21 protein-coding genes and 1 tRNA gene are annotated in these 26,191 nt (G+C 34.3%); all 22 read left to right on the top strand.

Annotation, left to right across the window (positions count from 1 at the left end):
- The 22 genes from IPM56_10315 to recA all read left to right on the top strand — a co-directional run bounded on the left by IPM56_10315 (nt 1) and on the right by recA (nt 26,184).
- A complete protein-coding gene (locus IPM56_10315; protein ID QQS34657.1) occupies nt 1–711 on the top strand; it encodes a nucleotidyltransferase family protein in 711 nt (236 codons plus the stop codon).
- A gap of 23 nt (nt 712–734) precedes the next feature.
- A complete protein-coding gene (locus IPM56_10310; GenBank protein QQS38283.1) occupies nt 735–1,265 on the top strand; it encodes an SIS domain-containing protein in 531 nt (176 codons plus the stop codon).
- Between the two features lie 127 nt (nt 1,266–1,392).
- Nucleotides 1,393–3,036, top strand: a complete 1,644-nt coding sequence (locus IPM56_10305; GenBank protein ID QQS34656.1) for a hypothetical protein — start codon at nt 1,393–1,395, stop codon at nt 3,034–3,036.
- A 19-nt stretch (nt 3,037–3,055) separates the two neighbouring features.
- Nucleotides 3,056–4,429, top strand: a complete 1,374-nt coding sequence (locus tag IPM56_10300; protein QQS34655.1) for an O-antigen ligase family protein — start codon at nt 3,056–3,058, stop codon at nt 4,427–4,429.
- Between the two features lie 1,212 nt (nt 4,430–5,641).
- Nucleotides 5,642–6,775, top strand: coding sequence for a glycosyltransferase family 9 protein (locus tag IPM56_10295; GenBank protein ID QQS34654.1), 1,134 nt, complete (start codon nt 5,642–5,644; stop codon nt 6,773–6,775).
- Between the two features lie 18 nt (nt 6,776–6,793).
- Entirely contained in the window at nt 6,794–7,519 is a 726-nt protein-coding gene (locus IPM56_10290; protein QQS34653.1) for a class I SAM-dependent methyltransferase, read from the top strand.
- A gap of 1 nt (nt 7,520) precedes the next feature.
- A complete protein-coding gene (locus IPM56_10285; GenBank protein QQS34652.1) occupies nt 7,521–8,669 on the top strand; it encodes a glycosyltransferase family 4 protein in 1,149 nt (382 codons plus the stop codon).
- A 60-nt stretch (nt 8,670–8,729) separates the two neighbouring features.
- A complete protein-coding gene (locus IPM56_10280) occupies nt 8,730–9,551 on the top strand; it encodes a methyltransferase domain-containing protein (GenBank protein ID QQS34651.1) in 822 nt (273 codons plus the stop codon).
- Between the two features lie 24 nt (nt 9,552–9,575).
- Nucleotides 9,576–10,136: a GNAT family N-acetyltransferase gene (locus IPM56_10275; protein ID QQS34650.1), complete on the top strand. Its 561-nt coding sequence runs from the start codon at nt 9,576–9,578 to the stop codon at nt 10,134–10,136.
- A complete protein-coding gene (locus IPM56_10270) occupies nt 10,136–11,131 on the top strand; it encodes a glycosyltransferase family 2 protein (GenBank protein ID QQS34649.1) in 996 nt (331 codons plus the stop codon). Before IPM56_10275 ends, IPM56_10270 begins: the two co-directional genes overlap by 1 nt.
- Nucleotides 11,132–11,233: 102 nt before the next feature.
- Nucleotides 11,234–12,394, top strand: coding sequence for a DegT/DnrJ/EryC1/StrS family aminotransferase (locus tag IPM56_10265; GenBank protein ID QQS34648.1), 1,161 nt, complete (start codon nt 11,234–11,236; stop codon nt 12,392–12,394).
- 18 nt (nt 12,395–12,412) lie between these two features.
- Nucleotides 12,413–12,988 (top strand): sugar transferase, encoded by a 576-nt coding sequence (locus tag IPM56_10260; GenBank protein QQS34647.1) that lies wholly within the window; start codon nt 12,413–12,415, stop codon nt 12,986–12,988.
- A gap of 118 nt (nt 12,989–13,106) precedes the next feature.
- Nucleotides 13,107–18,869, top strand: a complete 5,763-nt coding sequence (locus IPM56_10255) for a hypothetical protein (GenBank protein QQS34646.1) — start codon at nt 13,107–13,109, stop codon at nt 18,867–18,869.
- 90 nt (nt 18,870–18,959) lie between these two features.
- The gene (gene glmS, locus IPM56_10250) at nt 18,960–20,792 is read left to right on the top strand and encodes a glutamine--fructose-6-phosphate transaminase (isomerizing) (GenBank protein QQS34645.1); all 1,833 of its coding nucleotides are present in this window, start codon (nt 18,960–18,962) and stop codon (nt 20,790–20,792) included.
- A gap of 74 nt (nt 20,793–20,866) precedes the next feature.
- Nucleotides 20,867–20,939: transfer RNA gene (locus IPM56_10245), tRNA-Phe, on the top strand.
- Between the two features lie 107 nt (nt 20,940–21,046).
- The gene (locus IPM56_10240; protein QQS34644.1) at nt 21,047–21,943 is read left to right on the top strand and encodes a phosphoribosylaminoimidazolesuccinocarboxamide synthase; all 897 of its coding nucleotides are present in this window, start codon (nt 21,047–21,049) and stop codon (nt 21,941–21,943) included.
- Nucleotides 21,944–22,249, top strand: a complete 306-nt coding sequence (locus IPM56_10235) for a DUF971 domain-containing protein (GenBank protein ID QQS34643.1) — start codon at nt 21,944–21,946, stop codon at nt 22,247–22,249.
- On the top strand, nt 22,249–22,845 hold the full coding sequence (gene pgsA, locus IPM56_10230) for a CDP-diacylglycerol--glycerol-3-phosphate 3-phosphatidyltransferase (GenBank protein ID QQS34642.1): 597 nt from the start codon (nt 22,249–22,251) through the stop codon (nt 22,843–22,845). Before IPM56_10235 ends, pgsA begins: the two co-directional genes overlap by 1 nt.
- The gene (locus IPM56_10225) at nt 22,835–23,308 is read left to right on the top strand and encodes a phosphatidylglycerophosphatase A (protein ID QQS34641.1); all 474 of its coding nucleotides are present in this window, start codon (nt 22,835–22,837) and stop codon (nt 23,306–23,308) included. The genes pgsA and IPM56_10225 overlap by 11 nt, the downstream gene beginning before the upstream one ends.
- Before the next feature lie 8 nt (nt 23,309–23,316).
- Nucleotides 23,317–24,573, top strand: a complete 1,257-nt coding sequence (locus IPM56_10220) for a competence/damage-inducible protein A (protein ID QQS34640.1) — start codon at nt 23,317–23,319, stop codon at nt 24,571–24,573.
- Entirely contained in the window at nt 24,566–25,117 is a 552-nt protein-coding gene (gene thpR / locus IPM56_10215; GenBank protein QQS34639.1) for an RNA 2',3'-cyclic phosphodiesterase, read from the top strand. The genes IPM56_10220 and thpR overlap by 8 nt, the downstream gene beginning before the upstream one ends.
- Before the next feature lie 11 nt (nt 25,118–25,128).
- Entirely contained in the window at nt 25,129–26,184 is a 1,056-nt protein-coding gene (gene recA / locus IPM56_10210) for a recombinase RecA (protein ID QQS34638.1), read from the top strand.
- Nucleotides 26,185–26,191 lie beyond the last annotated feature (7 nt).

The raw sequence follows: 26,191 nt of genomic DNA, 5'->3' as shown, positions 1-26,191 counted from the left end.
ATGAAAGCTTTTCTACTTGCTGCCGGATTAGGAACCAGGCTAAAACCAATCACTGATGAAATTCCAAAATGTCTTGTAAATATTTGCGGGACACCGTTACTGGGATGGTGGATAAAACTATTTGAACATCACAATATCGATGACGTTCTTATTAATCTTCATCATTTACCTGAAAAAGTTGTTGAGTACATAAAAACACAAAAGACAAAAGTGAACTTTCATTTTTTCTATGAAGAGAAACTTTTGGGCAGCGCTGGTACATTGAGAGAAAATAAAAACTTTGTTGCCGGGGAAGAATGTTTTTTTATTTGTTATGCTGATAATTTGACTAATTATAATCTCAAAAATTTTTTAAGTTTTCATAAAGAAATACCAGCTCACTTCAGTATGGCTTTATTTAATAGTGATAATCCTACATCAAAAGGTATAGCGGTTTTGGATGAACAAAATAGAATTATAGAATTTGAAGAAAAACCAGCTCGTCCAAAGTCGAATATTGCAAATGCAGGAATGTATATATCATCACCAGTTATTCTGGAAAAAATTCCGGTAAAAGAAATTGCTGATATTGGTTTCGATCTGCTACCGCTACTGAAAAGTGAGATGTATGGATGGCAGACTGAAGACTACTTAATTGATATCGGAACTCCATCTGACATGATAAAAGCCGAAAAGGAATGGAATAATATTTTAAAAGGAGAAACTAAATGACTTTTAGTGAATACACTAAATATATGAATACAGCGCTTGAAAAGGTGAGCCAGCAGGAGATCGATAAATTCATCGAGCTAATTATTGATGCATATGAAAAAGAAAAAATGATTTTTGTAATCGGGAATGGTGGATCAGCAGCAAACGCATCACACTTTGCACAGGATTTAGCAAAAGGTACAAGAAAAAATCTGGAACAAGGAAAACGAATAAAAGCATTAAGTCTTACAGATAATCTACCGTTCATAACAGCATTAGGTAATGACGATGGTTATGAAACAATATTTGAGCAGCAACTAAGAACCTTCGCAAAAGCAGGCGATATATTAATTGCAATAAGTGGTTCCGGCAACAGCCCGAATATCATTAAAGCAGTTGAGTGGGCAAATAAAAACGGAATGACTACAATTGGTATAACAGGATTTAACGGCGGTAAGTTAAGAAAAATAAATACTCATTCAGTACATGTTCCCCTTGATGATATGTGTACTTCCGAAGGTATTCACTCAAGCATTATGCACTATGTTATTTTGGAGTTGTGGAAATATATTTAGAATAAATTATTTAATTGAAAATTAATATTCTTTTTGATGATAATTGTAGATTAAATACTGAACCTTCAGCCAAAAGTTAAAGTTGGACAAGAATTTAATGGTGAGTTTTTAATTGAGAATAAACATATTGAATAGATTTTATAATTCTGAAAACAAAAGAATCACCTTAGCTTTATTCATTTATTTTACTTTTGGATGTTTACTAGTTCCGTTTTATAGATATTCTCAGAGAGGGGATATAGTTTCTTACCTTTCAATTAGTGAGAAGTATATCAATGGAAATTTATCTGATGCGATCAACGGCGTTTGGAGCCCACTACTATCATGGCTCTTGATTCCCGTTTTTTGGGTGAATGTTGAAATTCTACTTGGCTTCAAAATTTTACAACTAATAATTGGTCTTTTTATCTTATTTACTGTTTCTAAGTATTATAAACTATTCGGAAGCAAAAATGAATCCAGTCATTACCTACTCTTAGCCACAACAAGTATAATCATTTACTATTTTGCTTTTTTTTTGGGAAGTCCGGATCTTCTTGTTGCAGCATTTCTTTTATACTACCTTTACTATTCAAGTAAAAAAGAATACTTAACCTCTAAAGCCGCAGGCTGGGTTTGTGGATTAGTTGGTGCGATTGCTTTCTATTCAAAAGCTTTCTCACTCCCTTTTTTTGTTTTTCATTTCGCTCTTATTAACGCATTTTATTTTTATCGCTTCCCCAGCCACAGAAGTAACATCAGAAAGAATTACTTACAAGGATTTGGGTTGTTTATTCTTTTATGCAGTATTTGGATAGTTTTGATCAGTTTAAAATATGGTTATTTTACTTACAGCACTGCGGGCGGATATAACTTCAATATTATTGGACCCAAATACGAGTCCGTAAATACTTTTAGAATAAATTCACTTTATCCACCTGCAAATGCTACCGCTGTTAGCTATTGGGAAGATCCGACTTTTTTGCCAGTAGAAAGATGGAATCCTTTTGTTCCAATTTCAAATCTAGTGTACTTTGTCGAGCATATCCTCAATAACATTGTTTTAATGCTATATTATATTTTTTTATTTTCACCATTTTTATTGCTCCTTGTTATTTTCAAATATAATCGAAAATTAAGTCCGATTTTAGTTATAAGTTTAGTTTCAATTATTACTTATTCATTAGGTTATATAATGCTCTTCATTTATGAAAGATTTATAATACTGATTTACCTTTTGGTAGTAGTAATTTCATTCTGGCTAATGATTAACCTTATTGATTCATTAAAAAAATCCAGGTTAATAAAAATAATTCTTCTATCAGTTTTTATTATTTCACTCGTAGTAAGACCTATTTATTCCACGATTAAATACTTCGATGAAGGTTCAGACTTAAATATTTTGGCTCAATACCTTGAATTAAAAAAAATCTCGGGTCGCTATGCGGGAATTTCAAATAAACCACTTGATTTTGATTGGAGCAATACGATTTTTCTCGCTTATCGAACTAAATCGCAATTTTATGGAGAAATAAACGCTGATCAAGAAATTGATAGAATTTATGAAGAATTGAAAAAGTACGACATCAACTATCTTTTTGATTGGAGAACTGATGCAAAAATAATTCATCATAACTTTGAGGAAGTTTTTGAATTGAAATTTGCAAATAAAGAAGAAAACCCGTTCAATAAAATCGTTACAGCAATTGATTTTCTTAAATTAATAAACAGATCTGGAAATCAAAGAATTACAGGTTCATACGTAAAAGTATATAAAATGATTTATCAGTAGAAAAAATAAGTCAACGTTAATGAATTTAAAACTTCTTTTACCTGCAATCATGATATCAATCGCAGTTGTCATTATCCCACATTATTTAATTGTAATGATACTTTTAAGCGCATTTATTTTTATTAAAGAAATAATTTCTAAAGAACTATTGCTTCCACTGATATGCTTTGTAATGATTACGGCATCAGGAGAAACGTTCGAATTTATTAGAAATATTATCAATCTTAGTTGTACAATTGTTCTTATCTATCTTTTTGTTAATAAGTATGGCTTAAGATTGTCTGACTATCCCCGGGTACCAAATAAAGTTTTAAGTTTTGTGATATGGTTTCTCCTAGCGATGTTGATTAGCAGTAGTGTTTCGGGTTTTCAGCTTCAAAGTATCGTTGCTATAGTAAGAACAATAACATTTTTTGTAATTATTTACCTTTTCTATTCTTTGATAAATAATCAGAACCAACTTTACCGGTTGCTTTTAGCTTTTATGGTTTCCACATTTGTCATAAGTCTAACAATCTATTATGAGGTAATTCAGGAAGGTTTTAATTTTTTCTTAATTAGTGGGATCCTTGCTAGATATTCAGGGGCTTATCAAGGGTATAATTTCATCGGATATCTTATGATGGTTTCAACACTCATTGCATTTTTCTTTATGCTGAATAGAAATGGATCCAAATTGTTAGTTGGTTTCTATGTTCTGAACAACCTAATAATTCTAATGATTCTTAATTCTCGATTAGCATTTTTTGGGACTTTTATTGGCATAGTAATAATCATTTTTATGTTGAAAAGAAAATATTTTTACGCGCTTATCTTGTCATCTATTTTAGTGTTACTTTTATTCTTGGTAGTTCCGGTATTAAATGACTATTTACAGGCATATATCAGAATCGAATCTATAACTGAGAGAGATGACATTTGGTCTCAAGGAATGGCAATGACTGTGGATCATTTATTTTTGGGAGTTGGGCCTGAACTTTATCCTACAAAAGTCTATAGTTACTATTCTGCTGAATATACATCGAAATGGGAAGGGAAGACGGCGGAAGAAATTGGTAGAGAATCACCTCATAATTATTTACTACTAATGTTTTCCGAAAATGGACTTTTAGGTTTTTGTTCTATCCTCTTCCTTTACTACTTATATTTTTATCATGGAATAAAAGCGATGAAATTTTATAAAGTTTATAATAAGGATATTTATATTTTTTCATTGTTCATAACTCTAATTGGGATTTTAATCATGATTAGATCATTTTTTGAAGTTGACGGAATCTTAGGTTATGGTTTTCTATCGAGAGATATAACATTTTGGCTTTTATTTATCTTTTTGATAAAATTAAATATTAATCAGAAATCACCTAAGATTTTTAGTATTCCTAATTACACGTGAGTAAGTTTTGTTCATAAGTAAAATTTAATTCAATCGTAAAATATTTCTTTGCTTCAATTATAAGATTATTTCTCGATAATAAATTTAATGAAGTCATCATTCTAATAAAAAAGTATTTAGAATTACGAAATTGCTGGTGTAAAAAATCTTTCTCACTCTTTCATTGAAACACAATTGTTAGTATGATGTTAGCAATTTTGTATTTTGACATTTTATGCTTCAACTATTTAATGTAGAATCTACTAGAATTTTTATTTTATGTTTGGTTTGTATTGCTAATAGAATCACGTGGTTTTTTTACGAACACGTTATGACTGGCTCCTATAAGATATGACCTTGGGGAGAGCATCAACATTTAATTCCGACAGTGATTATCTCCAAAGAGTTTCTGGACATGCAATTCCGCTCTGACATATTTGTGTGATAGATTCTATCAAAAAGGATAAGCACAAGTATTATGCGTTGATTTCATTATAATCCGATTATATGTTTGTACAAAAGAAAAGTGAGGTTTATTTACACAATCTCTTTAAGGAAGAATTGAGATCTCTTAGCAAGGTTGATATACTCATTTTCTTCTTCTTTCTAATTTTTTATAAAATCTTTTTTACATAAGATACCTTAGTCTCATATTTCCAGATATTTTGTTGGTTACCAAATTATTAGAACAAATAAACCAAATGATATAAATCTTTAATCCTTACATCAGGTGCGGATTCTATATTTGTTGCACCAAATATTTTTACATTTTATTTGGGAGGGTTGCAGATTTTCATTTAATTTCGGCTGGATTTATTAATCAAAATTGTTCCACTATTAAAGTTGGAGCATATCAAAGCGGAGTAATTGGATAATTAAATGAAAATGTAATCAATCTGGATGGCAAGGTTAATATAGTGGCAATGGTACATATAAAAAAAATAATCTATATGAGTATATAAATAAAAGTGACACCGAGATTAATATCGATTGGGAAAGTTGTATTAATAATTATTTATCTGAAGATTATTTAAAACAAAATTGGGTTAAATTTCAAAGATTAGATAATGTTTCCGGTGGAGAGATTAGCATATGCCTGAAGCGCAAATAAGTATCTCGCGTAGTCTAAAATCATGACTACATACAAAAGAATTGTTTTGCAGGACGGCTATACGGGAGTTGATAATACGAGTTCAAAAATTTTTAAAGTTTTACCTCAGAGTTCATTATAATATGACAATGATATTACATAAATATGTAAGTAAGAGTAAATCTTTTCATAACATACTTGTGATTCTTGCAAATTTATTTTTTAGTGGCATTAAAATATTCAGGCCAAAAATTAATTCATATGAAAACAAATGCGGGATTGTATTATTACATAGACTTGGTGACGCTATCTTTACAATCCCTGCAGTTGATGCAATCTCAAAAAATTCAAAAGAAAGCCTAATACTCATCTCGTTTCCAGAAACAATTCCGATTTACCAAAGTGCATTCCCTGAATTGGAGTGTGTACAATTTGACCATTCAGATTTTTGGTTTTCAGATAGAGTTGCAAAACCAAAAACAAGAAAAAAAATAAAATACTTAAAGCTAAAAACGATTTACGATTTGACCGGGACTGTAAGATCAGCGACGTTAATTGCGAATTACCCTGCCAAAAAGATTGTAGGATTAAATGAAGACTACTATAAAACAATCTACACAGAGTATATTTCAATTCGTGAAAAACCTCATTTAACTGACAATTATCTGGATGTTGTCAGACTATTTTCGCCGGTTTCTAACGCAAAAAAAATAATTATTAATTCGAGTAGTACCGGGGAATATATTCTCATTCATCCCTTTGCAAGCATAAAATCAAAAGAGTGGGGCTTAAAAAAATTTATTCATTTAGCAATCGGATTGAAACGTGATTATGACTGTTTGATAGTGAGTTCACCAGAACAACTTGCTCCTGATGTGAAAGTCGAATTAGAAAAGGCAGGACTTAATTTCAAAGTGACAGAGAATATTTCAGATTTAATTGAAGTAATAAAGAAATGCACAATACTTATCGGGAATGATTCTGGGCCGGTTCATATCGCCAACTTTTTTGGTAAGCCAACTTTTACGATCTATGGCCCAACAAACCCCGATTATCATAAACCACTTTATGGTGTAAATAAATACATTCTTAAAAATTTACCTTGTTCACCACAGAAAAATCAAAAATTATGCTTCACACTTGTTGGATATTTTTGTCCTTCTTATGAATGTATGGAAAGTCTGAGTCTTAATGAAGTTGAAACTAGCTTAAAGAAATATTTAATTGATCTGAATATAAGACCAAAAGAAAAATTTAATGTCAAGGAACTTTTATAAATCAAACTTCTGATATAAATGTTAAATCAAAATAAATGGCAACCTTCAAAATATGTGAAAGTAAATGGTGTATTCGGAGTCACAAATGATGAAACGAAAGTTGGATTAGGTTATAGATTTATAGGCAATATACAAGCAAAGCACTATAGTGAGTTAATCCAAAAGTATGCCGGTGGAAATTTATTAGACCTTGGTTGCGGGAATGTTTCTCTATATGAAATGTATCGAGAAAAAGTTGATTCTATTTACTGTGCCGACTGGCCAAACTCATTTCACGACACACCTTTTCAGGATTTTCAGCTTAATCTGAATAATACTTTTCCTATAAAGAATGAGACATTTGACACTATTATTTTAACAGATGTAATGGAGCATGTCGCGAATCCTACGAACCTTTGGAAAGAAATGGCTCGCGTTCTGAGACCTAACGGCAAAATAATAGTTGGTGTGCCCTTCTTCCATATTATCCATGAAGAGCCATATGATTACTTCCGATATACTGAATACAGGTTAAGACTCTATTGCAGTGAAAATAATTTAAAGATATTAGAATTATACCCATATGGTGGTTCTCTGGAAATTCTATTAGATATTACAGCAAAACATTTCTCAAGAATTAAAATATTTTCGAAAATTCATTATATATTTGCTAATCTAATAATAAATTCTTTCTTAGGTAAAAAGATATTTCAATTAACAGCTTTAAAATACCCTCTTGGGTATTGTATGGTAATAGAAAAATAGCATGAAAGTAGTTCTTTTAGGTGATCCTGCTTCAGCCCATATGATGAAATGGGCAAACGGAATTAAATCAAGAGGGGTAGATGTTCTTGTATATGGTTTAACCCCTGTAGACAAAGCTCAATATGATGATGGTATTGAAATAGAGGTATTCAAAATACCTGATTCGATCAAATGGAAGAATGATGGTAATCTATTAAAATCAGTTTACCTTCTTTGTTTACCCCATCTGAAAAAAACAATTAAAAAATTCAAGTGTGAGATATTACATGGACAATCTGCTTCTAGCTATGGTCTGATAGGCGCCTTATCAGGATTTCATCCAAATATTCTCTCTGTTTGGGGCAATGATGTGTATATCTTTCCTCATAAGCACATACTCTTTAAAAAGCTTTTGATGTACAGCCTGTCTAAAGCTGATATAATCACTTCATCAAGCAAAACTATGGCTAAATATTCCAGACAATTTACTGATAAGGAAATATTGGTTACACCAGGGGGAATAATGCTAAATAAGTTTATGCCTTTGCAAAGAGAAACTGACAACTACAAAGCTAATGACATTGTTGTAGGCACCATCAAAATGATGGAAAGTAAATACGGAGTAGAAGATATCCTAGATGCATTCAATATTCTAGTCAAAAAATATCCGGATATCCCTTTAAAGCTTTTGCTAGTCGGTAGGGGTTCATTAATCGACACATTAAAATCTAAATCGATTGAATACGGTATAGAAGAACATGTCAGAATAACAGGTCTAATTCCTTTCGCTCAAATTCCAAAGTATCATAATTTATTGGATATTTACCTAGCGCCATCAACCAATGACAGTGAATCTTTCGGAGTCGGAATTTTGGAAGCTTCTGCTTGTGCCAAACCAGTGATAGTTTCAAATGTCGGAGGTTTGTCAGAGGTAGTAATAGACAATGAAACTGGATTTGTCGTTCCACCTAATAATCCAAAGGTTTTAGCAGATAAAATTGAAACGTTGGTTATGGATAAAGAACTAAGACATAAAATGGGAAAGAACGGGCGGAAATTTGTTGAGGAAAAATATGACTATGAGAAAATTCTTGATTATATAATTGAAATTTATGACTCAGCTATAAAAAAAATACCTGTTAAAACAGGACCTTTCGGTATTGCTAATTAACCAGTTCTATTTTTGTTTACAGAAATAGTATAGAAGAATTTTAAAAGTATCAAATCGAATATGCCAAGTGAAACTGAAACACTTAAAAAAACACTTTCTAGTTCATACTTACACGATAAATGGATCGACACCTATATAGATGATAGTAAAGTCCTTTATGATTTAGTGTTTGATGATCTTAAAAAGATTGTATGGGAACAAGAATCGAATAAGGCTTTAGATGCAGGGTGTGGAAATGGTGTAAATTCACTGAGATTGTTAAATAGGGATTTTAATGTCACTGCTTGTGATTTTTCAGAATCGGCACTAGCTCATTGCAAAGTTTTTTTAGAAAAACATTTGAAAGAGAATAATTGTCAATTATTTAGGGAGGATCTACTATCCCTCTCTTTCAGAGATAATGAATTTGACGTTGTAGTGTGTTGGGGAGTTTTGATGCATATCTATGAGATTGAACGAGCTTTAGGTGAACTTTGCAGGGTTACCAAAAAAGGTGGATATGTTATTATTTGTGAAGTAAGTTTAACTGCTTTTGATTCTTTGGTCATAAAGGTGTTAAAAAATATTTTTAAAAGATCAGAGCGGGGTTTAAAGAGTAAATTTGGAATTGATTATTGGTCAGAAACCCCTGCTGGCAAGATAATAGTCAGAAAAACAAATATTAAAATATTAGTTGATTTTATGAGTGTTAATGGATTCGATTTGGTTAAAAAAATTCCTGGACAATTTAGCCAATTCTATACAAAATTTACCAGCAAGTTATTCAGAAATACAATTCTCAAATTCAATCTATTCTGGTTTAAACATTTAAAATTTACATCTCCATCCGTGGAGCAGGTGTTAGTGTTTAAAAAAAATGACAGAAACATTCACAGGGTTTGAGCTACTATAATGATTATACGTGCCATGGAAAGAGATGACATATCCGAGATTGCTAAACTGCACAAATCAGTATTCAGCAACACTCATTTTTCAACTATTTTCCCGTCAAAGTTGCTTTTAGAGTATTTCAATAAATTATTTAGTCATCATACATTTAAGTTTGTCGCAGTTGAGGACTCTCAAGTAATTGGTTACCTGATGGGAGGTGTTAATCCAGACGTTCCTGTAAATCAATTTCTTCGAGGACATTTCTTTTACATAGCTCTTATCCTGTTAAGAAACCTCAGATTTTTAGTTGAGAAAATTCAAGATTTTTTTTCTCTACTTTTTAATAAAGGCTTAAATGTTCATGCTAATACAGTCAGTATTTACCTTATTGCTGTTAGTATTCAAACTCAAAATCGAGGTGTTGGTCGGGAATTATTAAAACACTTTGAAATGAGATTATTGGAGAATAGTGTTCTCAGTTATACTCTTGCTGTTAGATCAGATAATCAAAAGGCTATAGATTTTTATTTGAAAAACAATTTTGTCGAAATTGGGCGTGATTACAAAACCATATCTTTTAAAAAGTTGTTGAAATAATGATTCTGACACAACCTCTGATATCAATAATTGTATGTTGCCGAAATGAGAAAGAGTATATTGAGAATTGTCTGAACTCATTACTCCAGCAAAAAAAAATGGACAATAATCTTGAAATCCTTGTTATTGACGGTATGAGCACAGATGGCACGCGTGATATTATTTTAACTATGCAGAAAAAATTTCAGGTCATAAAGTTTTTTGATAATCCGGCTAAAGTCAAACCTCAGGCAATAAATCTGGGATTCAAAGAATCAAAAGGTGAATATCTATTAATCTGTGATGCTCATGCAATTTATGATGAAAATTATTTATCAACATGTTTGGAACTAATTCGGGATCACAATGACGCCTGGTGTGTGGGAGGGCCATTTACTAATGTTGGAGAAACACTTTTTGGAAAAGCACTTGCAATCGCAATGAATTCTCCAATAGGAATTGGCAACGCAAAACATAGATATCCTGACTATGAGGGTTATGGTGAAATGGTAATGTTCGGTATGTTTCCGAGAAGTGTCCTGAATACGGTCGGCTATTATGATGAACAATTTATTATAAATCATGACGATGAATATTGCTACCGTTTAAGAAAAGCAGGAGGTAAAGTTTTTATCTCGAATCGGGCAAAATGTTATTATTTTGTTCGCAAGAATCCAAAATCTCTTTTTATTCAGTACTTTAATTACGGATTCTGGCAGATTGCATTCTTAAAGAAACATAAAATTCCTATTTCATTCAGGCAACTGGTTCCTTTTACTTTTTTTTCGCTCGTAGTAGCATTACTTGTCACTGGGTTAATAATTAATAATCTAATCATTTCAAGTTTCTTAATTGTTCTGTATACCACGGTTTTAGTAATTACTTCAATACCTGTCTTAATTAAAAATGGAATTAAAGTTGCGCTAAATTTTCCTTTGGCAGTAATTGTCCTTCACTTCTCTTACGCTTGGGGTTTTTTTCTGGGGCTATTCAAATTCAAAAGGAAAAAATTTTGAGGCATTTAAAAAAATTATTGTTATTATTGTTACGCATATTTTTGTGAAATATAATTTTGAACTTATAAGGCTAAATTATTATTTTACCCAACAAAAATTTTTATGAATAAAGATTACCTTCTCTTCCATAAGCCTTTTATCTCTGACGAAGAAGTCAATGAGATTGTAGATACTGTGCGCTCCGGGTGGCTTAGCATGGGTCCGAAAACTATAAAATTTGAGGAGGCATTCAGCAATTACATCGGTAGCAAAAGATCTATTGCTGTTAGTTCCTGGACTGCTGCTGGTCATCTTACTTTAGAAGCATTTGGGCTTAAGGCTGGTGATGAGGTGATAGTCCCGACAATGACTTTTCCCGCGACTGCAGAAATTGTTTGTTACTTCAACGCAAAACCGGTTATTGTTGATGTTGATAAAGACACACTTAACATTTCTCTCGAAGAAATTGAAAAAGCCATTACGCCCAAAACTAGAGCAATCATCCCTGTTCATTATTCAGGTCAACCTTGTGATATGGATGAAATACTTGAATTGGCAAAAAGATATAATTTAAAAGTCATTGAAGATGCAGCACATTCTTTACCTGCTACTTATAAGGGAAGAAAAATCGGAACAATCTCCGACGTAACTTGTTTTAGTTTTTATGCTACTAAAACTTTATCAACCGGCGAGGGTGGGATGATTTGCACTAATGATGAGGGCATTGCTGAACGCTGTGCAATTATGCGGCTTCATGGAATTAATAGAGATGCCTGGAAAAGGTATAGCGAGGCTGGCTCCTGGTATTATGAAGTTGTTGCCCCTGGATTTAAGTATAATTTTACGGACTTACAAGCTTCACTTGGAATTCCACAACTCAAAAAAGTTGATGTGATGTGGGAATCAAGAAAAAGAATCGCCGCCAAATATACTGAAGCATTAAAGGATAATCAGTTTTTAGAGATTCATACTATAAAGAGTGACAGGGAAACTTCCTGGCATTTATACCCGATTAGATTAAATCTAGAAAGACTTAAAATTAACCGGGCACAATTTATTGATGAGCTAAAGAGTCAAGGTATTGGTGCCGGGGTTCACTTTATGCCGGTGCATCAGCATTTGTATTATAGTCAAACTTTTGACTATGATGATAAAAATTTCCCGGTGGCATCCAAAACATTTCCTCGACTTGTTTCGCTTCCCATTTACCCGGGGATGAAAGATGAACATGTTGATAAGGTAATTTCGATCCTTACAGACCTATTGAAAAAATTCAGCATCTAACTCTAACTTACTTTATAAATGGGAAAGCAGGGAAGTCTCATCAAAAGATTCACGGATATTATCTTCAGCCTTCTAATATTAATTCTTACTTCTCCAATTCTGCTGCTTGCAATTATAACCATCAAAATAGAATCTAAAGGTCCAGCCTTCTTCCTTCATGAACGTGCGGGGTATAGAGGGAAAAAATTCAGACTATACAAACTCCGCGGAATGGTTGATAATGCCCTGGCAGTCGGTCCTGAAATAACCCAGGTGAATGATCCCCGTTTGACAAAGTCAGGAAAGTTCTTACGTCGTACAAGTATTGATGAGATACCTAACTTTATTAATGTACTTAAAGGTGAGATGTGCGTTGTTGGTCCCAGACCAGATGTATTTTCTATTACCAATACGTATACCTCTGAACAAAAGGAAGTCCTAAATTTTTTCCCGGGTGTAACAGGAATAAGTCAGATAAACGGAAGGCAACAACTGACACCTGATCAGCGGGTAAGAATGGAAATTGAGTATTATAAAAATGCTTCTTTCTGGAGTGACTTCGTTATTGTACTTAAGACTGTGGGAATAGTTATAAATAATAAGGGCAACATCTAAACCGTTTGTTGATACATTTTCCTGAATTCAACTTCTTTTCTAACCGATTTTTTGACCTTGCACAGTCTCATTAAAAAGAATAAGTTGATACAGTAACTTTAACATAACCGGATGGTACATGCTGAAAATATCGATCTTCATCATTTTAACATTAAGCCTGTTTGACTATAGCAGTGCACAAACCCATCGTATTATTGAATCCACAACAAGATCTATTACAATTGAATTTGACTTTTCAAATGCATACAAGGTGCAAAGTAAAGTCGTTGATGGAATAAAATTCAATACAGTTGAAGGCAAAGAATTAAACTTAAGAAAACCAGGACAGCCATGGCTGCCTGATTATAGGCTAAGTATAGGAATTCCGCATTCGTGTGAACCAGTGCTGAAAATCTTGAACGTCACACAAGAAAAACAAAATGGAATATTTATTGTCCCAACACCTGATTCACTTGATCAACCATTCAATCTTGTAAATTACGATCAATCAATTTATAACAGTAATAATTTTTTCCCTTTAAAAACCGCATTAATTGATGGTGACTTTGTAATGCGTTATGCACGAATAGTTGCATTAAGTATAGCTCCATTCCAGTTTAATCCAATAACTAGGGAACTAACCGTAACAAAAAAAATATTAATTCAAATTGATTACAATGATTTGCCTTCGATTGACTATGAGATATCCAATATCAATGATCAGATGACAGATGAGATTATTAGATCTTCAGTCGTGAACTATGAACAAGCAAAAACTTTTGCAGGCAAAAGAATATCATTAACAAGTTCACCGATGAATGCAGACAGCTATTGGTATAATCCGGTGAAAGATTACTATAAAATATATTTAAATGAAAAAGGAGTTTACCGTATAACATATGATTGGCTTGTAAACTCGGGAGTCCCTGCAAATACAGGGCTTCAGAATATGAACCTTGAATTGTTTTGTAATGGTGAGTCGATTCCAATAGATGTGGTAGATGTTAATCAGGATCAGTTGTTCAATAGTGGCGACTATTTTCAATTTGTAGGTGAAAAAGTAAAACCTGCTAATCAATACACAACCATTAATGTTTATAATAAAACAAATGTTTATTGGTTTTCATATCAAGCTGATAGTTTGAATTTTTATAGAGATATAAATGGATACAAAGAAATACCTTTCCCCGTGATCAATAGCACAATTGAAACTATCAGATGGGAAGAAGATAGAGTATTTAACAATCTGGGTCATGCGGATAATGATCACAGGGATTATTGGTATGGAGGAAGCGCTGAGACGAGAGCAGGAACAACAATTAACTATTTTGAACACGCTATTCAGGAAAATATTGGTCTAAATTGGAATTCTGATAAACCTCAAGCTAAAATTAAATTCAGTCTTCACGGTTTAACAACTCCTACTTGCGTAGTCGGATTCGCACATAATGTTAAGTTTCTTTTTAATGGTCATCCCATCGGAACAAAGAGTTGGAATGGTCAAGAATCCGAAAACTTTGAAAAATCATTTTATTTATCCACTTTTTCTTTTGGGGGTGATACCGCTTGGCTTAATTTTAATGGTTTCCAGAATCTAATTGCCTATTCAACAGGGAACTCATGTGATACTTCACAGAGTGATATTTTTCTTATAAATTATTTTGAGTTTGACTACTGGCGCTGGAATAAAATCAATTCAAATCATTACTATTTCAAAAGTCCACCGAATGACTATCAAGAGAATATTTATCAGTTGTGGGAATGGACCAGCGATAACATGAAAATTTATATCCCGGAACGTGGTGAATTGATCTCGAATCCTGATATCACTAATGACCAATATCGTAATGTCTATTTTGTTGACACTATCTCAAGTCAAACTGAATACTTTTGCGTTGATAAAGATTACTTTTTAGAACCCGATTCTATATCAAAGGATTTAGCCTCCGACTTGCGAAATAACTCCAATGGTGCTGACTACATTATAATTACACATCAGGAATTTACGCCCGCAGCAGAAAGACTGGCAGAATATAGGTCAAATAATTTGCCTGGGTATGTTAATCCTAGAGTTAAAATTGTATATGTAAGTGAAATATACGATGAATTCTCGAATGGTCTTGCTAATCCATTTGCACTACAATGGTTTGTTAAACATGCGTTTGAAAATTGGCAATCACCTGCACCAGCATATGTCACAATCTTGGGTGATGCCAGTCACGACTTAAGAAAAATTCTCCCGAGTTCGAGGCAGAATTACGTTCCTTCCATTCCTTATCATGCACAGGAATATGGTTTGTTGCCTAGTGACAATCTAATAGTTGCTGTTTCGGGCAGCGATATATCCCCTGATTTAGCACTCGGCCGCTTATCTTGTGAAACACTCGAGCAAGCAAATCACCTTATTGATAAAATTATTGCTTACCCAAGTGATAATTCGAAGGAATGGAAACAAAATATTCTTTTACTAGCCTCAGGACTCAGTTATCAGGATCAAATTTCGTTCGGTTTTAATAACGCAAGTAAACAACTTGAAAACCTTTATCTGAGACCTAATGGTTTTAATGTTATAAAAGTATTCAATTTTCCTGAACCACCTGATATTGGATTTTATGGTTCGGGACCGCGAATGCGGGAAGAGATAAACAAAGGGGCTGCAATCGTAAATTATTATGGTCACGGTGGTGGTGCGCAATGGGATTTAATCTTTACGAAAGACGATTTATATGAACTTAATAACAACGGTCGTCAACCTTTAGCCTTGAGTATCACATGTTATACAGCTCATTTTGATAATGCCGAAGCCTTCGGTGAAGTTTTTATCAGACTTCCCGGAAAAGGAGCCATTGGTTTTTGGGGCAGTGTTGGATTGACCTGGTGGAGTACGGGACAGTCTCTTAATAGATATTTATTCAATCAATTATTCAATTTGAAAAATCATGTGATTGGTAAGGCAATATTAAATGCAAAAGCATCACAGGGTGGTGGATTTTTTGATGAAATGGTTGCACAACTATCATATCTTGGGGATCCGGCAATTGAGTTATGCCTTCCTAAATATCCTGATTTTGTGATTAACTCTTCGGATATAACTATTTCACCAACAAATCCTTTAGTAAATGATAGTGTTGAAGTAAAACTGAAAATTAAAAATCTGGGGACATCATTTATCGGTGACTCAGTAACAGTTCAACTATATAATTCAAGTACTTTACGAGATAATTTAATTGGTGAAGTCAAACTTGGATCTTTTGGTGAAGTTGATTCAGCTATAATAAAATGGATTCCAGAATCAGCAAATCTCTACAATCTCATATATGTTGTTAATGATGTTGACACAACCTGGGAATTTGACCATTCGGACAATGTTGCCAGTGGCACATTTGCAGTATATAGTTTTAGTGAACCGAATATTGTAAGACCAATGGATGGTTACAATTTTTCAACCAACCAAGCTGATTTCAAATTGGTAGATATCGGAAGTCTTTTTAGCCGTAACTTTAATTATAAAATTGAAATTGACACAACACAACTATTCAACTCTCCTTCAAAAATAACTTCGCAGAATTTGTCTCAGCAAAACCAGGTTATCAGTTGGGTTAGCCCGCCTTTAGGTTCTGATCAATACTATTGGAGAGCAATTGTATTTGATGATCTTGATACTAATCAAAGTAGTACAAGAATGTTTTCCATTAATAAGGATACAACTGGACCTGGATATTTTGCATCAGAAAAACATTTGATTCAATTTGTCAACAACAATGCTTTCTATTTTCCGCCACTAAAGAGCCTTGTTTTAAATACAGAATTAAAACCTCCGCATCCTGATGAAACTTTTTTGCAGGACTCTATATTCTTCTCGCTGCCACCTGATTCTACCGAACCAGTTACATTTACGACCGATGGTTCATATTTCTATTATAGTCAGATTCCATTTCCCGGCTGGGATTCAACCAGCAGAATTTATAAAGTTGGAACTGGTTTGAATGGTACAATTGCTGGTAGTATTGATTCAGTTCCAAATATTTCAGTACCTGTTTATAGCAGTTTGTTTTATAGGGAAGGATATCTTTATACAAATACTGGTGAAAGGGATAACATTCTTAGAATCGATCCTGTGAGTGGTGATACATTACGAATAATTATACCAGATAGTTTACTATGGACTGAAAGTAAGCAAACTCAGTGGGGAGGTTGTTATTTTTATTTTGATGGAAACTTTTTATACAATCTTGGAGTTGGAACCGAACTTCATCCGAATAAATTTGTTCTAAGAAAATTTGATCCTGCTTCTGGATGGTCAAAGGTAGGTGAAGATATTATCTTTAATGGCGAAACAATTCCTATGGTAATGAGTTTTGCCATCTGGGATGATTATATGATAGTTTTTGAAAACTATATAAACCTTTATTTAAGAAGATACAAATTATCAAATGGAACATTTGAAGAAGAATGGCCTTATCGAATTCCAACCAAGAAATATTATACGTTTACTTATGATTACCAAAATGACCTTGTTTATTTTTGTCGTTTTGTTCCGATAGCCGGCTCTTATGAACCAGGATTTTTTAGATATAGCGGTACATACAAAGATGCATTTGGCTCCATTCTAAGCCCTGAAATTGGACCTGCAAATAAGTGGGATAAAATTTCATATGACATCGACGATATCGGTTCAGAAGGAACTTATTCTGCCACACTGTTTGGAAAAAATGTTAATAGTCAGGAATGGGATACATTAGCAACTAATATCCCATCTCAGCTTCCGATCGATACAGTCGACGCCGAATTATATGATCATTTAAGATTCAGGATTGATCTTGTTGATTCATCTTTCGGTGCAAGCGAACCTTTAAAATTTAAATCCCTTAAAGTCAATTATACATCTTTGCCCGAAATTGTAATTTCCCCCGATGAGTACACATTCTCCGCTGATACTTTATTGCATGGTTTTCCAGTTGACATGGAAATGAAAGTGCGAAATGTTGGTTATGCTACTACAGATAGTCTAAAAATTGCGGTATACCTTAACAATGCAGATACTACATATTTCACAAGAACTGTTTCAATAAAACCTGATTCCGTGTATACATTAGATCAATCAATAATTACTGACAAACTTTTATATGCCAGTCCTGTTTCTGAATTGTCATTTAAAGTTGTTGCAACAAATAAACAACCAGAGTTTTATACTTTCAACAATATTGCGGAAAATAAATTTTATATTAGCCGCGACTCAATTAGACCGAGACTTACAGTCACATTCGACGGACAGGAGATAGTTGATAATGACATCATTTCAGCGCGGCCCGAAATTGTTGTCAATTTAAAAGACAACAGTCCGCTCCAGGTTACGCCTGAAAACTTTACACTGATTTACAAAGTCAACGATAGTCTGCCAAGACAACTTTTGCCTTCAATTGATAATTTACAATTTAATTATTCACCATACCCTGATAATGAATGTACAATTTCATGGAATCCTCAGTTGACGGATGGAAGACATAGACTTGAAATTCTTGCAAAAGATTCTTCTGGAAATTATTCGGACACCACTTCTTACAGCCGAACATTTTTTGTTTACAACGAAGCTGACCTGAGGGAAGTTTATAATTATCCTAATCCATTCAAGGATGATACATACTTTACATTCGAGTTAAGGGGATTTGAAGCATCTTCTGCGGAGGATGTTCAAATAAAAGTTTATACAGTTGCGGGAAGACTTATCAGAGATTTTTCTGTTCCACCTTCTCAGCTTCAACCGGGTTTCAACCGCGTTTACTGGGATGGTAAAGATCAGGATGGTGATTTAATAGCAAACGGCTTGTATCTCTATAAAGTCATTGCAAGATTGAAGGGGGAGACAAAAACTGTAACTCAAAAACTTGCTAAGCTCAAATAGTGGGCTTATAAAAATATTGTATTAAATTAATCCCCGGAAACTTATCAACCTGATAAGTTTCTTTTTTATAAAAAGTTTTAAAGGAAAGTTATGTGTGGAATTGTCGGATATATTGGTGATAGAAATTGTGTGCCTGTATTAATTCAGGGATTAAAAAGACTTGAATATCGTGGATATGATTCTGCCGGTATCGGAATTATGTCTCCGGCTTCTGCTTTAGTTGTCAAAAATAAAGGAAAGGTCTCTCTTCTTGAAGAAAAGATTGATGAACTTGAATTAAACTCAAGTCTTGGGATTGGGCATACCCGATGGGCAACACATGGAATTCCAAATGAAGTGAATGCTCATCCGCACACCAATACCGATAAATCTGTTTTTCTAATCCACAATGGTATTATTGAAAATTATCAGACTATCAAAGCCGGGCTTATTAAGATGGGTTATAAATTCACAAGTGATACAGATTCTGAAGTGTTGCCGCATCTTATCGATAGCTTTCTTCAAAAAGGTTATAATCTTACACAATCAGTTCAGCTAACTCTAAGTGAAGTTGAAGGAACATACGGCTTGGCAATAATTTATAAAAATGAACCTGATAAAATTATTGCAGCGCGTAAAGGCTCACCACTTGTTATAGGTTTAGGCGAGAACGAAAATTTTGTAGCATCGGATGTTTCAGCAATTCTTGCCTACACCAAACAGGTCATTTATATGGAAGATGGGGATATCATTGAGATCTACAAAGATAAAATTCTGGCAAAGAATATCTCCGATGAAGCTATTGAGAAAGAAATTCATGAAATACTAATGACTCTTGATGAGATTGATAAAGGTGGTTACCAGCATTTTATGTTAAAGGAAATAATGGAACAGCCCGATTCAGTGACCAACTCAATGAGAGGCAGGCTGTTGTTTGATGAGGGTACTGCAAAATTAGGTGGATTAGAATCTGTTGCTGATCAGCTTGCAAATTCAAAGAGAATAATTATTTCAGCTTGTGGTACTTCCTGGCATGCCGGATTAGTCGGTGAATATATGTTGGAACAGTTTGCAAGAATTCCGACCGAAGTCGAATATGCCAGTGAATTCAGATATAGAAATCCCATTATCACAAAAGATGATGCAATATTCTTTATCTCTCAAAGTGGTGAAACAGCGGATACCTTAGCCGCATTGCGGGAAGCAAAGCTCAGAGGCGCTCTGGTTTTGGGTATTTGTAATGTTGTTGGAAGTTCAATAGCACGCGAAAGTATGGCAGGAGTATACACACACGCAGGACCCGAAATTGGTGTGGCATCTACAAAGGCATTCACATCTCAACTTGTTGTGCTTGCGTTGATAACACTGTTGATTGCACGTAAAAAAAATATGAGTCTTGTTGACGGTAAAAGTATTGCTGAAGAGCTGCAGAAAATTCCAGGAAAAATTTCCCAGATATTAAAATTAAATGATCAGATAGAACGGATCGCGAGTGAATTTGCCGATGCTAAAAATTTTCTTTACCTGGGTAGAGGATACAACTTTCCTGTTGCACTTGAAGGTGCTCTTAAATTAAAAGAAATTTCTTACATACATGCTGAGGGGTACCCGGCAGCGGAAATGAAACACGGACCAATAGCACTTATTGATGAAAACATGCCCGCTGTGTTTATTGCTCCTAAAGATTCAACGTACGATAAGATTTTAAGTAATATTGAAGAAGTGAAAGCACGTCACGGAAAAATAATTGCAATTGCTACTGACACTGATGAAAGAATAGATAAGTTAGTTGATTACACAATAAAAGTTCCGGACACAATACGCATGCTGATGCCTTTGCTGACAGTGATACCACTTCAATTACTGGCTTATCATGTTGCGGTCAAAAAAGGATTGAATGTTGACCAGCCGAGGAATCTTGCAAAGAGTGTAACAGTAGAATAAAAAAATATCTTTTAATGAAGCTCTCTTTCGTTTGAGATTATAATAAAAATATTTATTTTTGGCGCACGAATTCTGGGCAGATAGCTCAGTCGGTAGAGCAAAGGACTGAAAATCCTTGTGTCGGGGGTTCAATTCCCTCTCTGCCCACAGAATCAACTAAGGGACGATAGCTCGTCCCTTAATTATTTATCTAAACTCTGCTTTGTAATTTCTCAACACTGTTTTTATATTTACCTGCAAAATAGGACTAATCCATGAACACAAACACTCTTTTACAAACTGATTTTAACAATCTGAAACTATTCAAAAAAGGAAAAGTGCGCGATGTCTATGATCTCGGCGACAATTACCTGATTGTTTCTACGGATCGTTTATCTGCATTTGATGTAATTATGAACCAGGGAATTCCTGATAAAGGCTCTGTACTTACAAAAATTTCAGAATTCTGGTTCGACTTTTCTAAAGACATAATTGAAAACCATTTGGTTACTACAGATGTAAATTCTTATCCTGAAGAATGCCAACAATATAAAACCCAGCTTAAAGGTCGATCAATGCTGGTTAAAAAAGCAGAAGTGATTCCTATTGAATGTATTGTTCGCGGATATATTTCAGGTTCGGGATGGAACGACTATAATAAAACCGGAATGATATCAGGTATAAAAATTCCTTCAGGATTAAGTGAATCTGAAAAATTCGCTGAACCATTATTCACTCCGTCAACAAAAGCAGAAATTGGAGAACACGACGAAAACATTACGTCAAAGCAAGCCGAAAAGATTGCCGGAAAAGAAACTTTTGATACAATAAAAAACGCTGCACTTGAGATTTATAAAAAAGCATCCGATTTCGCATTGACCAAAGGGATAATCATTGCAGATACAAAGATGGAATTCGGTGTGAGCAATGGAAAAATTATTCTTGTTGATGAGTTATTGACGCCGGATTCTTCCAGATTCTGGCCGCTTGATAAATACGAAAAGGGAAGAGGACAGGAAAGCTATGACAAACAGTTTGTGAGAGATTATCTGGTTAGTATTAAATTTAATAAACAACCGCCTCCACCTGATCTCCCTGCTGATGTGATTTCAAAAACCCGGGAAAAATACCTGGAAGTGTTACAAAGATTAACCGGTAAAAGCATTGACTAAATGTTTCCCGCGCTGATTAAACTTGTAGATAAAAAAAAACTAAAAATAGTCTGGTCTGATAATCAGGAATCGCTGATAAGTCTGGTTGAATTGAGGAAGTTATGTCCGTGTGCAACATGTGATGCTGAGAGAGATAACCAGAGTAAAACTTTTATACCTATTTTTTCGACTGATCAAATTACGCCATTGAAAATAAAACAAGTGGGAACATACGCTATAACAATAAACTGGAAGGATGGGCATAGCACAGGCATATATGAGTTTCCTTTTCTGAGAAGAATTTCTTCAGTTGACGGGGAAAATTAATGGTCTTACCAAATCAACTTACAGTATTAAGAATTATTCTGACTCCGGTTTTTTTATTCTTCTTTCTGTATGATGATGCTGTGATGAACCAAATCTCACTGCTTATATTTATGGTTGCAGCCGCCACTGATTGGTATGACGGATGGCTCGCAAGAAAATTTAACTATATCACATCCTGGGGAAAATTCTGGGATCCGTTAGCTGATAAAATTCTAACCTCTGCTGCGTTTGCCGGATTCATTGTGAATGGTGTACTTGAGCTCTGGATGGTAGTGATAATAATAGCAAGAGACTTCATCATCACCGGCGTTAGAGCTTATGCTGACTATAGAAATGTACCTTTTCCTACAAGTTTCTACGCAAAGTGGAAGACCTTTATTCAAATGACGTTTCTATATTACCTGTTAATTGTTTATACTGCGGCAAAAATCCCGGCAATATATTCAGGCAATGAAAATATTTTTAAATACTTGTTAAATGAAAAACTCATTTATTTTTTGATGCTTGGTATAACTATTATTACATTTCATTCAGGCGCCTCATATTTTATTAAGCATCGAAAATTAATCCGAAAGCTGTTTAGCAGTGAAAATTAACTTCCTCGAAAAATTTATTGGCTCAGGCTTCTATACAGGTTACATTCCGGTTGCTTCCGGTACATTCGGAAGCTTAGCCGCATTAATTATTTATTTTATTCCCGGTTTCGAAAATCCAATCATTCTTATACCCGCAATAGTTGTATTTTCATTGTATGGAATTTTTGTGGGAAATAAATTTGAAAAACTTTACGGCAAGGATCCTTCGGAATGTACAGTTGATGAAGTAGTTGGTATGTGGATATCATTAATTCTTGTACCAAAAAAAATTATTCTTGCTATCGCAGTTTTTTTTATCTGGCGGGTATTAGATATTGTAAAACCATATCCTGCCCGGAAACTGGAAAGTCTTCCTGGTGGATTAGGGATAATGATCGATGATATAGTTGGAGGGTTTTATTCCTTAATTATCGTTCATCTTTTATTATTTATATTTGAAAAACAAATTAACCAACTTCTGTAGCCAAACCGATGAATGCACATATTATTACAATCGGAGATGAAATATTAATCGGACAAACCCTGAACACTAACGCCGCATATATCGGGAAAACACTTTCCGAGTTGAATATATATGTCGGAAGTTCTTCAGTAGTTGCGGATGAAGAAACTGAAATCGTAAATGAATTTGCCAGTACACTCAGCAAAAATGATTTAGTGATTGCGACCGGTGGATTGGGTCCTACTCACGACGATGTTACAAGGTCCTGTGTTGTCAAATTCTTTAAAACGGAACTGCAGAAAAATGATGATGTAATGGAAGACATTAAAAACTTCCTTTCAAAACGCGGAAGAAAAGTGACAAAGGTTAATGAAGATCAGGCACTTGTTCCAGTGATTGCTGACGTAATAAGAAATAAATACGGCACTGCGCCGGGATTGTGGATTGAGCAGGATAAAAAAATCTTTGTCGTAATGCCCGGTGTTCCTTTTGAAATGAAAGAGATGATGAGTTCTTTTGTGTTACCAAGACTAAAGGAAATAAATAAGGATCCGAAGGTCTACTTCAAAAGAAAAACACTCCAGACAACAGGTATTGGTGAATCTGTTTTATTTGAAAAGCTTGGTGACCTTGACGAATTACTCAACGGTGCCAAACTTGCATTCCTTCCAAGTCAGTATGGTGTAAAACTTCGTATAACAGCCAAAGAAAAATCTTCCGAACTTGCGGCAAATAAAGTAAGTGAAGTTGAACAAAAAATTCGTGGTAAGGCAGGAAGGTATATTTATGCTTCAGGAGAAGAAAGCCTCGAAGAAGTTGTTGCACGTATGTTAAAAGAACGCGGTATGAAAATATCAGTTGCTGAATCTTGCACCGGAGGAAATCTCTCAAACCTTTTAACAAATATTAGCGGCAGCAGTAATTATTTTGAAAGAGGTGTTATATCATACAGCAATGGATCAAAGGTAGAATTATTAAAAGTTAATGAAGATACAATCGCCCAGTACGGTGCTGTTAGCCTGGAAGTTGCCAGACAAATGGCTGAAGGGATTAAATCAATCAGCGGTACTGACCTTGGTATTGCTATAACCGGAATTATGGGTCCAACAGGAGCCACAACCGGTAAACCTGTCGGACTGGCGTATATCGGGTTGTGCGATGATAAAGTATGTACAGCAAAAGAATTTATTTTTGGGGATGACAGGGTACTTAACAAACAAAGAACAACACAGGCAGCATTGGAAATGATTAGAAGATATTTATTAGGAATACCACTCGATGATTAGATTATTTCTTGCGCTTGAAATACCGCAGAATATCAGAACTTTAACTTTGAACGAAGCAAAGCGGGAATTTCCGGAATTTTCAGAGCTTAAATGGGAAGATGAAAATAAAATTCATCTTACTCTAAAGTTTATTGGAGATGTACCTAAAAAAATGGTTAACGGAATAAGTTCCTCTCTGCAGTTCATCGAAAATTACAATTCATTAAAGTGCAGTTTATCAACATTCGGTTTTTTCCCTGATGTTACCGAACCCCGTGTTTTATGGGCGGGACTTAAGACCGATAATGCAATATTCACACTGCTGAATGAAATAAATAATGAACTGTTAAAAAAATTTTCTATTCCGGCAGATTGGAAAAAATTTAAACCCCATCTGACGTTACTTAGAATAAAAAGCATTCCGGAAAAATATAATAAAGTACCAAGGGAGTTTAGCGAATTACCCCAGGATCAATTTACAATTAACTCTGCGGTGCTTTATCAAAGTATACTTCAGCCGACAGGATCAGTTTATAAAGAAATTAAAAAGTATAAATTAAAATGAGAGGAGGGAATATGAGTACGGACAAAGAACAGAAATTGAAAATAATCGAAGAAGCAATTTCAAGTATAGAAAAAACTTATGGCAAAGGTTCAATAATGAAACTTGGTGACGGCGTCATCAACCAGGTTGAATCAATTCCTACCGGAGCTTTATCTCTTGACTATGCATTGGGAATAGGTGGTGTTCCAAGAGGAAGAGTAACTGAAATTTATGGACCTGAATCAAGTGGTAAAACTACATTGTGTCTCCACATAATTGCTGAAGCACAAAAGACAGGAGGACTTGCCGCTTTTATTGATGCAGAACATGCACTCGATGTGCAGTATGCAAAAAAGCTTGGTGTTGATACAGCAAATTTGCTTCTGTCGCAGCCTGATTTTGGAGAACAGGCACTTGAAATTACTGACACACTAGTCAGAAGCAACGCGCTTGATATCATAGTTATCGACTCTGTTGCAGCATTAGTTCCGCGCTCTGAAATTGAAGGCGAAATGGGTGATGCAACAATGGCTGTTCAGGCAAGACTGATGTCGCAGGCGTTAAGAAAGCTTACCGGTGCTATATCCAAATCAAAAACTGCGGTTATATTTATTAATCAGTTAAGAAGTAAAATTGGAGTTATGTTTGGTAATCCTGAAACCACAACCGGTGGTAATGCTTTGAAGTTCTATGCTTCACTCAGAATGGATATCAGAAGGATTGCAGCGATAAAAGATGGGAATGACGTTGTGGGTAACAGAACGAAAGTAAAAATTGTTAAAAGCAAAGTCGCTCCTCCTTTTAAAGAAGTTGAATTCGATATACTTTATAATGAAGGGATAAGCAAAACCGGAGACTTGCTTGATCTGGCAGTAAACTTCGGGATTGTAAAAAAGGGTGGCGCATGGTTTACTTATGAAGAAGACCGCTTTCAGGGTAGGGATCAATTCCGTCAAAAATTAATTGAACTGCCTGACCTGTATAATAAACTATTGAAAGATGTGAAAGTTAAACTTGGAATAGCACCGGCAGAAGCTCCGGTTCAGGAAGAAAAACCAGCGGGCAAAGAAAAGAAATCCGGTAAATAATTTATGC

It is taken from the genome of Ignavibacteriales bacterium, from assembly GCA_016700155.1.
Lineage (GTDB): Bacteria > Bacteroidota > Ignavibacteria > Ignavibacteriales > Ignavibacteriaceae.
The sequence above is the reverse complement of the archived record's forward strand: the minus strand, read 5'-3'. Positions and strand labels throughout refer to the sequence as shown.